The 11176-nt window shown below is 74.9% G+C and carries 1 protein-coding gene; it reads left to right on the top strand.

All coding sequences use genetic code 11. The features are described 5' to 3' along the window. The first annotated feature begins 29 nt into the window (after positions 1–29). The gene (locus OG295_RS41130; RefSeq protein ID WP_331733487.1) at positions 30–11147 is read left to right on the top strand and encodes an SDR family NAD(P)-dependent oxidoreductase; all 11118 of its coding nucleotides are present in this window, start codon (positions 30–32) and stop codon (positions 11145–11147) included. Positions 11148–11176: the final 29 nt, after the last annotated feature.

Raw genomic sequence — 11176 nt, 5'->3', positions numbered from 1 at the left:
CCCTGCACCGACACCTCCAGGGGAGAGCCGTGTCCGCTCACGACACCAACCAGGACGCCACGGGCAACGAAACCAGGCTCCGTGAATACCTCCGCCGCGCCATGGCCGAACTGCACGAGACGCAGGCACGGCTGCGCGAGGCCGAGGAGCGCGGCAACGAGCCGATCGCGATCGTGGGGATGGCGTGCCGTTTTCCGGGTGGGGTGAGTTCTCCGGAGGGGTTGTGGGATCTGGTGTCCTCGGGTGTGGACGCGGTGTCCGGTTTCCCGGTGGACCGTGGGTGGGACGTGGAGGGGCTGTTTGATCCGGAGCCTGGTGTTCCTGGTCGTTCGTATGTGCGGGAGGGGGGTTTCCTGCATGAGGCGGGGGAGTTCGATGCGGACTTCTTCGGTATTTCGCCGCGTGAGGCGGTGGCGATGGATCCGCAGCAGCGGTTGTTGCTGGAGACGTCGTGGGAGGCGTTGGAGCGGGCGGGTGTGCCGGCTTCGTCGTTGCGGGGATCGCGCACGGGTGTCTTCGTCGGCGCCATGTACCACGACTACGGCACCGACCGCCCCGCCGCCCTCGACGACACCGGTGGCTACGGCGGCACCGGCACCTCCGGCAGCGTCGTCTCCGGCCGCATCTCCTTCGCCCTGGGGCTGGAGGGCCCGGCGGTGACCGTCGACACGGCCTGCTCCTCCTCCCTGGTCGCACTGCACCTCGCCGCGCAGTCCCTGCGCACGGGTGAATGCGACATCGCCCTGGCCGGCGGCGTCACCGTGATGGCGACCCCCTCCACCTTCGTGGAGTTCTCGCAGCAGCGGGGGCTGGCGGTGGACGGCCGGTGCAAGGCGTTCTCGGACGCGGCGGACGGTACGGGCTGGGCCGAGGGTGTGGGGATGCTGCTGGTGGAGCGGCTGTCGGACGCGGTGGCGCGGGGTCATCGGGTGCTGGCGGTGGTGCGTGGTTCGGCGGTGAACCAGGACGGTGCGAGCAATGGTCTGACGGCGCCGAACGGTCCGTCGCAGCAGCGGGTGATCCGGGCGGCGTTGGAGAGTGCGGGGCTCGGGGTTGCTGATGTGGATGTGGTGGAGGCGCACGGTACGGGTACGCGTTTGGGTGATCCGATCGAGGCGCAGGCGTTGCTGGCGACGTACGGTCAGCGTCCGGCTGGTCAGCCTTTGTGGTTGGGGTCGTTGAAGTCGAACATCGGGCATGCGCAGGCGGCTGCGGGTGTGGGTGGTGTCATCAAGATGGTGATGGCGCTGGAGCACGGGCGGCTTCCGAGGACGTTGCATGTGGGTGTGCCGTCTTCCCAGGTGGACTGGGAGGCGGGTGCGGTCGAGCTGCTGGCCGAGGAGCGTGTGTGGCCTGAGGTGGGTCGGGTGCGGCGTGCGGGGGTGTCGTCCTTCGGTGTGAGCGGGACGAACGCGCACGTGATCCTGGAGCAGGCCCCGGCCCGGGTGGAGGAGGCGGTGGAGGCGGCGCGTGAGCTTCCCGTCGTTCCGCTGGTGCTGACCGCCCGCTCCGAAACCGCCCTCCACGCGCAGGCCGAACGCCTGCGCACCCACATCGAGCGGGAGCCCGCACCGCGTCCGCTGGACGTGGCGTGGAGCCTGGTCACCGGCCGTTCGATGCTGGAACACCGCCGGGTGCTCCTCGGCGGCACCACCGTCCAGGGCGCGAACGTGGAGACCGGTCGTCGGGTGCTGGTGTTTCCGGGTCAGGGGACGCAGTGGGTGGGGATGGGTGCGGAGCTGCTCGACTCTTCCCCGGTGTTCGCGGGGCGGTTGCGGGAGTGTGCTGATGCTCTGGCGCCGTTCGTGGACTTCGATGTGGTGGAGGTGTTGCGGGAGGGGCGTTCGCTGGAGCGGGTGGATGTGGTCCAGCCCGTCACCTGGGCCGTGATGGTCTCGCTCGCCGAGCTGTGGCGCTCCCTCGGACTGGTGCCGGATGCCGTCGTCGGGCATTCGCAGGGTGAGATCGCAGCTGCTGTCGTGTCGGGGGCGTTGTCCCTTGCGGATGCGGCGCGGGTGGTTGCGTTGCGGGCTCAGGTGATCGGCCGTGAGCTGGCCGGTCTGGGCGGCATGGCGTCGATTCCGTTGCCGTTGGAGGTTGTTGAGGCGCGGCTTGGGGTGTGGGCGGGCCGGCTGGGTGTGGCTGCGGTGAACGGGCCGTCGAGCACGGTCGTCGCCGGGGATGCGGATGCGGTGGCCGCGTTCGTCGCGGAGGCGGTGGAGGAGGGGATCCGGGCCCGTCAGGTGCCCGTCGACTACGCCTCGCACTCCGTGCATGTGGAGCGGATCGAGGCCGAGCTGCTGGATGTTCTCGGCCCGATTGTGCCGCGCAGGGCGGAGATCCCGTTCTACTCGACCGTGAGTGCCGGGTCGGTCGACACCACCGGTCTCGATGCCGGGTACTGGTACCGCAACCTGCGTCACCCCGTCCGTTTCGAGGAGACCGTCAAGGTCCTCCTGGACAACGGCTTCGCCACCTTCGTCGAGTCCAGCGCGCACCCCGTCCTCACCATGGGCATCCAGGAGACCGCCGAGGCCCTCGGCGCCCACGCCGTCACCACCACCGGTTCGCTCCGCCGTGACGAAGGCGGCCTGGAACGCTTCCTGACGTGTGCCGCCGAGCTCTTCGTGCGCGGCACCGACATCGACTGGGCCCGGCTCTTCGAGGGCACCGGCGCCCGCCGCGTCGAGCTGCCCACCTACGCCTTCCAGCGCACCCACCACTGGCTGCCCGCCGCCCCCGCCCAGGCCCGTGCCGGCGCCGACGGGCCGGAGCCCCTCGGCTACCGCGTCGGCTGGCACAGCCTGCGCGGCGACGACACCGCCGCCCGGCTGCACGGTCGCTGGCTGCTCGTCCTGCCCGACTCCCCGGCCGGCCGCGCCGACGCGGAATCCGCCCGGCAGGCCCTCACCGGCCTCGGGGCGGCCGTCGAGACCCTCGCCATCGATCCCGTCCACGCCGACCGCTCCCTCCTGCGGGCCCACCTCGCCGAGGCCGCCGGCCGCCCCGGCGCCCAGCCGCTCACCGGTGTCCTGTCGCTGCTCTCCCTCACGCCCGGCGAGCACCCCGACCACCCGGGCGTCCCCCTCGGCCTCACCGCCACCCTCACCCTGGCGCAGGCCGCCGCGGACGCCGGGACCGAGGCCCGGCTGTGGGCCGCGACCACCGGCGCGGTCGCCGTGTCGCCCGCCGAGTCCCCCTCGCCCGTACAGGCCCAGACCTGGGGTCTGGGGCGGGTCGCCGCGCTGGAACTGCCCTCCCAGTGGGGCGGTCTCGTCGACCTGCCCGCCGAGCCCGACGACCGCTCCTTCCGGCGGCTGGCCGCCTTCCTCGCCGCGCCGGGAGCGGAGGACCAGGTCGCCGTACGCGGGTCCGGCACCTACGGGCGCCGGCTCCTCCCGGCCACCCCCGGCCGTACCCCGCAAGCCCCTGCCGGGAACGGCACCGTCCTGCTCGTCGGCGACACCGCTCCCGTAGCCGGAGTCCTCGCCCGCCGGCTGCTCGCCGACGGCGCCGGTCACGTCGTCCTCGCCGGACCCGCCGCGACCCTGCCCGACCCCTCCGGCGAGGACTTCGCCGACCTCGCCGACCGCACCACCCTCGCCGCGTGCGACCTCGCCGACGACGCCGCGCTGCGCTCCCTCCTCGCCCGGTACACGCCCTCCGCCGTGTACGTCGCCCCGCCGGCCGCCGCGCTCACCGCCCTCGGGGACACGACCCTGGAGGGCTTCGCGGCGGCCGTCACCGCCAAGAGCGGCCTCGCGGGCCGTCTCGACGCCCTGCTCGGCACGCTCCCCGACGGTGCCGCGCCGGACACCCTCGTCCTGTTCTCCTCCGTCGCCGGCGTGTGGGGCGGCGCCGGGCAGGGCGGCTACGCGGCCGGCACCGCCTACCTCGACGCCCTTGCCGAACAGCGCCGCCACCGCGGGCTCCCCGCCGTCTCGGTGGCCTGGACCCCGTGGCGGGACGCCCTCACCGGGCCCGCCGCCGAGCGGCTGCTCCGCGCGGGCCTGGCCCTCCTGGAGCCCGAGCGGGCCCTCGACGCACTCGGCACGCTCGTCGCGCGCCGCGAGAGCGGCATCGTCGTCGCCGACGTCGACTGGGAACGCTTCGCGCCCGCTTACACCGCCGCCCGCCCCGGCACCCTCCTCGACGAGCTGCCCGCCGTACGGGCGCTGCGCGCAGCCGAACGGCGGGCCGCCGAGGACGTCCGCGACACCCCCGGAGCCCTCGCGGCCGGCCTGCGCGGGAAGAACGCCGAGGAGCGGCGCCGCGAACTGCTGCGGCTGGTCCGTACCCACGTGGCGGCCGTCCTCGGCCACACCTCCGCCGAGGACGTCACACCCGACCGGGCGTTCCGGGAACTCGGCGTGAACTCCGTGACCGCCGTCGAACTGCGCAACCGGCTGCGCGAGGCCACCGGGCTGGACCTGCCGGCCTCCCTCGTCTTCGACCACCCCACCAGCGCGGCCGTCGCCCGCCACCTCCACGAACTGGCGTCGGGCGGACCCGACGAACAGGCGGACGGCCCGTTCGCCACCGCCCACGCCGGCGGGGACGCGGAACCCGTCGCGATCGTCGCCATGGCCTGCCGGTTCCCCGGCGGCATCAACACCCCCGACGAGCTGTGGCAGCTGGTGCGCGGCGGCGGCGACGCCATCTCCACCTTCCCCACCAACCGCGGCTGGGACCTGGACGGCCTCTACGACCCGGACCCCGACGCGAAGGGCCGTACGTACGTCCGCGAAGGCGGCTTCCTCCACGAGGCCCCCGACTTCGACCCGGAGTTCTTCGGCATCTCGCCCCGCGAGGCCCTCGCCATGGACCCGCAGCAGAGGCTCCTGCTGGAAACCTCCTGGGAGGCCATGGAGCGGGCCGGAATCGACCCCGGCCTGCTGCGCGGCAGCCGGACCGGCGTGTTCGTCGGCACCAACGGCCAGCACTACATGCCGCTGCTGCAGAACGGTGACGAGGACTTCGACGGCTACCTCGGCACCGGAAACTCCGCCAGCGTCATGTCGGGCCGCCTCTCGTACGTCTTCGGGCTCGAAGGCCCCGCGGTGACCGTCGACACCGCCTGCTCGGCTTCCCTGGTCGCCCTGCACCTGGCCGTGCAGTCGCTGCGCCGCGGCGAATGCGGCCTGGCCCTCGTCGGCGGCGCCACCGTCATGTCCACGCCCGAGATGCTCGTCGAGTTCTCCCGCCAGCGCGTCATGTCGCCCACCGGCCGCTCCCGCGCCTTCGCGGCCTCCGCCGACGGCGTCGCCCTGGGCGAGGGGGCCGGCCTGCTGCTCGTCGAGCGGCTCTCCGACGCCGAACGCAACGGGCACCCCGTCCTCGCCGTCATCCGCGGCTCCGCCGTCAACCAGGACGGCGCCTCCAACGGACTCACCGCCCCCAACGGCCCCTCCCAGCAGCGCGTCATCCGCCAGGCCCTCGCCGACGCCGGCCTGGAGCCCGGTGACATCACCGCCGTCGAGGCGCACGGCACCGGTACGGAACTGGGCGACCCCATCGAGGCGCAGGCCGTCCTCGCCACCTACGGCGAAGGCCGCTCCACCGAGGACCCGCTGTGGCTCGGATCCGTGAAGTCCAACATCGGTCACACCCAGGCCGCCGCCGGAGTCGCCGGCGTCATCAAGATGGTGCTCGCGCTGCGCGGCCGGACCCTGCCCCGCACCCTGCACGTCGACGAGCCCACCCCGCGCGTCGACTGGTCGTCCGGAGCGGTGTCCCTGCTCACCGACGACGTCGACTGGCCGCAGGCCGACACCCCCCGCCGGGCCGCCGTGTCCGCGTTCGGCATCAGCGGCACCAACGCCCACGTCATCGTCGAGGAAGCCCCCCGCCCCGCCGCCACCGGCCCCGACACCGCGCCCGCGCCCGGCGCCGACACCGACGGGTGGGAGGAGGTCACCGTCCCGCTGCTGCTGTCCGCGCGCTCCGACAACGCCCTGCGCGCCCAGGCGGCCCGGCTGCGCGCCGGACTCCTCGAACACCCTGGCACCCACCCCGCCGACGCCGGCTACACCCTGCTCAAGGCCCGCTCCCGGTTCGCCCGCCGGGCCGCCGTCATCGGCGAGAGCCGTGAGGAGATCCTCGACGCCCTCAACGCACTCGCCCAGGACCGGCCGCACCTGGCCGTACTGCGGGGGGCCGCCGGCCCCGGCGACCGCGTCGTGTTCGTCTTCCCCGGCCAGGGCTCCCAGTGGCCCGCCATGGCCGACGGGCTCCTCGACCGGTCGCCCGCCTTCCGGGAGGCCGTCCTCGCCTGCGACGCCGCCCTCGGCTCCTACCTGGACTGGTCCGTCATGGACGTCCTGCGGCAGGTTCCCGGCGCGCCCTCGCTCGGCCGCGTCGACGTCGTCCAGCCCATCCTGTTCACCATGATGGTGTCGCTGGCCGCCGCCTGGCGGTCCCTCGGCGTCCACCCGTCGGCCGTCGTCGGCCACTCCCAGGGCGAGATCGCCGCCGCGTACGTGTCCGGCGGGCTCTCCCTCGACGACGCGGCCCGCATCGTCGCCCTGCGCAGCCAGGCCTGGCTGACCCTCGCGGGCAAGGGCGGCATGATCGCCGTGTCGCTGGCACCCGACGCACTGCGGCGCCGCCTGGAGCGGTTCGGCGACCGGCTGTCCGTCGCCGCCGTCAACAGCCCCGGCACCGCCGCCGTCGCCGGGGAGCCCGCCGCCCTGCGCGAACTCCTCGACGAGCTGACCGCGCAGGGCGTCCACGCCCGTGCCATCCCCGGCGTGGACACGGCCGGGCACTCCGCCCAGGTCGACGCCCTCAAGGAGCACCTCCTGGAGGTCCTCGCCCCCGTCGCCCCGCGGACCGGCGGGATCCCCTTCTACTCCACCGTCACCGGCGGCCTCCTCGACACCGCCGCACTGGACTCCGCGTACTGGTACCGCAACATGCGCGAACCCGTCGAGTTCGAGCGGGCCGTCCGCTCCCTCATCGCCGACGGCCACGAGGTCTTCCTCGAATCCAGCCCCCACCCGATGCTCGCGGCCTCCCTCCAGGAGACCATCGCCGACACCGGCGCCCACGCCGCCGTCCTCGCCACCCTGCGCCGCGACAAGGGCGGCGCCCGCTGGTTCGGCGCCGCGCTCGGCATGGCCCACGTCAGCGGCGTCGAGATCGACGCGGACGCCCTCTTCGGCAGCGGCTCCCGCCGGGTGGAACTGCCCACCTACCCCTTCCAGCGCGAGCGCTACTGGTACAACGCGCCCGCCCGCCGCGGCGACGCCGCCTCCGTGGGCCTCCACGAGGCCGGGCACCCCCTGCTCGGCGCCGGCGTGGAACTCCCCGAGTCCGGATCGGTCGTCTACACCGCCCGCATCGGCGCCGACACCCAGCCCTGGCTCGCCGACCACGCCCTGCTGGGCACCGTACTGCTGCCCGGCGCGGCCCTCGTCGACCTGGCCCTGTGGGCCGGCCGGCAGTCCGGCTGCGACCGCCTCGACGAGCTGATCCTCCAGGCGCCCCTGGTCCTGCCCGACACCGGCGCCGTCGAACTGCGCCTGCTCGTCTCCGCCGCCGACGGGGAGGGACGGCGCACCCTCACCGTCCACTCCCGCGCCGCGGGCGCCGCCCCCGGCTCGCCCTGGCAGCGGCACGCGGAGGCCGTCGCCGCCCCCGCCGGGGACACACCGCCCGCCGCCGCTCCCGCGTGGCCGGCGCCCGCCGCCCGGCCCGCGTCCCGCCCGGCCCCCGACTCCTTCTACGAGGAGTTCACCGCCCGCGGCTACGACTACGGCCCGCACTTCCGCGGCTTCCGCGACGGCTGGCGCGACGGCACCGCCGTCCACGCCGAGGTGGCCCTGCCCCCGCAGACCCGCGAGGGCTCCGCCGGCTTCGGTGTCCACCCGGCGCTCCTCGACGCGGCGCTCCAGGCGATGAGCCTCGGCGCGTTCTTCCCCGACGACGGCCGCGCCCGCATGCCGTTCGCCGTCCGCGGCGTCCGCCTGCACGCCGAGGGCGCCGACCGGCTGCGCGTCACCGTCACCCCCGCCGGCCCCGACGCCGTCACCCTGCGCTGCGCCGACGAGGACGGCCGCCCCGTCCTCGACGTGGACGAACTCCTCGTCCGTACCGTCTCCGACGAGCAGCTCGCCGCCGCCGCGGGCCCCGCGGGCGCCCTGCGGGGCGGATCCCTCCACGAGGTGACCTGGCCGCGGCAGCACACCGCCGCGGCCCCGCCCGGACGCCGCATCGCCGTCGTCGGCGAGGACCACGCCAAGGTCCTCGCCGCCCTGGAGAGCACCGGCGGCCACGGCGACTGGTACCCCGACCTGGCCGCGCTGTTCGCCGACACCGACGCCGTCACCCCCGACAGCGTCGTCGTCTCCTTCCCCCAGCACCCCCGCCCCGACGCCGCGACCGCCCACACCGTCACCCACCGGACCCTCGACCTCGCCCGGACCTGGCTGGACGCCCCCGAACGGTACGCGCACACCGCCCTCACCCTCGTCACCCGCGGCGCCGTCGCCACCGCCCCCGACGAGCACGTCACCGACCCGGCGACCGCCACCCTGTGGGGCCTGATCCGCTCCGCCCAGTCCGAGGAACCCGGCCGCTTCGCCCTCCTCGACCTGGACCCCGCCGCCGTCGACGGCACCGCCCTGACCGCCGCCCTGGCCGGCACCGAACCCCAGCTCGCCGTCCGCGGCGCCGCCGTCCGCGCACCCCGGCTGGCCCGCGCCGGCACCACCGACCCCCGTACGGACCTCCTCGTACCGGACGCCGGCACCACCGCCTGGCGGCTCGCCACCGACGGCGGCGGCACCCTCGAAGGCCTGCGCCTCGCCCCCGCCCCCGACACCCTGGCCCCCCTGGAGGAAGGCCAGGTACGGATCTCCGTACGGGCCGCCGGCATCAACTTCCGCGACACCCTCATCGCGCTGGGCATGTATCCCGGCGAAGCGGCCGTCATGGGAGCCGAGGGCGCCGGCGTCGTCACCGAGGTCGGACCCGGCGTGAGCACCCTCACCCCCGGAGACCGGGTCCTCGGCATGTGGACCGGCGGATTCGGCCCGTACGCCGTCGCCGACCACCGCATGGTCGCCCCGGTCCCGGCCGGCTGGACCTACGCCGAAGCCGCCTCCGTCCCCGCCGTGTTCCTCACCGCCCACTACGCGCTGACCCGCCTGGCCCGGGCCACCCCCGGCCAGTCCCTGCTCGTCCACGCGGCCGCCGGCGGCGTCGGCATGGCCGCCCTGCAACTGGCCCGCCACCTCGGCCTCACGGTCCACGCCACCGCGAGCACCGGCAAGTGGGACACCCTGCGCGGCCTCGGCCTCACCGACGACGCCATCGCCGACTCCCGCACCACCGGCTTCGCCGACGCCTTCCTCACCCGCACCGCGGGCCGCGGCGTCGACATCGTCCTCAACTCCCTCGCCGGGGAATTCGTCGACGCCTCCCTGCGGCTCCTGCCCCGCGGCGGCCACTTCCTCGAACTGGGCAAGGCCGACGTCCGCGACCCGCGGACCGTCGCCGCCGCCCACCCCGGCACCCACTACCAGGCCTTCGACCTCGTCCAGGCCGGCCCCGAAACGGTCGGGGAGATGCTCCGCGAACTCCTCGTCCTGTTCGAGGCGGGCGTGCTGCGGCCCCTGCCGCTGACCGTCCACGAGGTCCGGCACGCCCGCGAGGCGTTCCGCACCCTCAGCCAGGCCCGCCACACCGGAAAGCTCGTCCTGACCATGCCGCCCGCCTTCGGGCCCCACGGCACGGTCCTCGTCACCGGGGGCACCGGCACCCTCGGCAGCGCGGTCGCCCGCCACCTCGTCACCGCACACGGCGTACGCCACCTCGTCCTCGCCGGCCGACAGGGCCCCGAAGCCGAAGGCGCCGCCGAACTCGCCGACGAACTCGCCGGGCTCGGCGCCCGCGTCACCGTACGGGCCTGCGACGCGGCCGACCGCGACCAGCTCGCCGCGCTGCTCGCCGCCGTCCCCGCCGCCCACCCGCTGACCGCGGTCGTCCACACCGCCGGCGTCCTCTCCGACGGCACCCTGGCCACCCTCACCCCCGAAACCCTCGACACCGTCCTGCGTCCCAAGGTCGACGCCGTACTGAACCTGCACGACCTCACCAAGGACCTCGACCTGTCGGCGTTCGTCCTCTACTCCTCCTCGTCCGCGCTGTTCGGCAGCCCCGGCCAGGGCGGCTACGCGGCCGCCAACGCCTTCCTCGACGCGTTCGCCGACCACCGCCGCTCCCTGGGACTGCCCGGCGTCTCCCTCGCCTGGGGCCTGTGGTCCAGCAACAGCCGCATGGCCGGCCACCTCGACCAGAGCGGCATGCACCGCCGTCTCGCCCGAGGCGGCGTCATGCCCCTCACCGACGCCGAGGGCCTCGCGCTCTTCGACGCCGCCCAGACACTGGACACCCCCCTCCAGGTCCCGATCCGCCTCAACCCGGCGGCCCTGCGCGCCGCCGGACCCGTCCCCCCGTTCCTCAGCGCCCTCGTCGGCACGACGGACGCCCCCAGCGGCCCCCGGCAGCCCAGCGGCCCCACCGGCACCCTCGCCGACCGCCTTCCGGGCGTGCCCGCCGAGGAACAGGAGGAACTGCTCCTGGACGCCGTACGCGCCCACGCCGCGGCCGTCCTCGGCCACGGCGGCCCCGAGGGCATCACCGTCGACCGCGCCTTCAAGGAACTCGGCTTCGACTCCCTCACCGCCGTCGAGATGCGCAACCGGCTCGCCGCCGACACCGGGCTGCGCCTGGCCGCGACCCTGGTCTTCGACCACCCCACCCCGGTGGCCCTCGCCGCACACCTGCACCGCGCCCTCGCACCGCGGGACGACACCGAGGCCACCCCGGCCGCCGACGCCCGCGGCACCTCGGTCATGGCGGAACTCGACCGCCTGGAGGCCCTCTTCGGATCCCTGTCCGGCGGGGCCGCGCACGGCGCCACGGGCCCCGACGAAGCCGCCCACAAGGAGATCGCCAACCGGCTCGCGGCCCTCACCGGCCTGTGGAACGGCATCGGCGGCCCGAACGGCACGAACGGCACGAACGGCACGCACGGCACCACCGGGGGCACCGGGCCCTCGGACCCCGGCGGATCCGTCGCCGTGTCCCTGGAGGACGCCGACGACGACGAGATCTTCGCATTCATCGACGAGCGGTTCTGAACCGCACAGCACGTGACGGGTGACGAGAC

This window comes from Streptomyces sp. NBC_01276 (assembly GCF_041435355.1).
Classification (GTDB): domain Bacteria; phylum Actinomycetota; class Actinomycetes; order Streptomycetales; family Streptomycetaceae; genus Streptomyces.
Note: the sequence above shows the minus strand (reverse complement) of the source record. Positions and strands in the feature narration are given on the sequence as shown.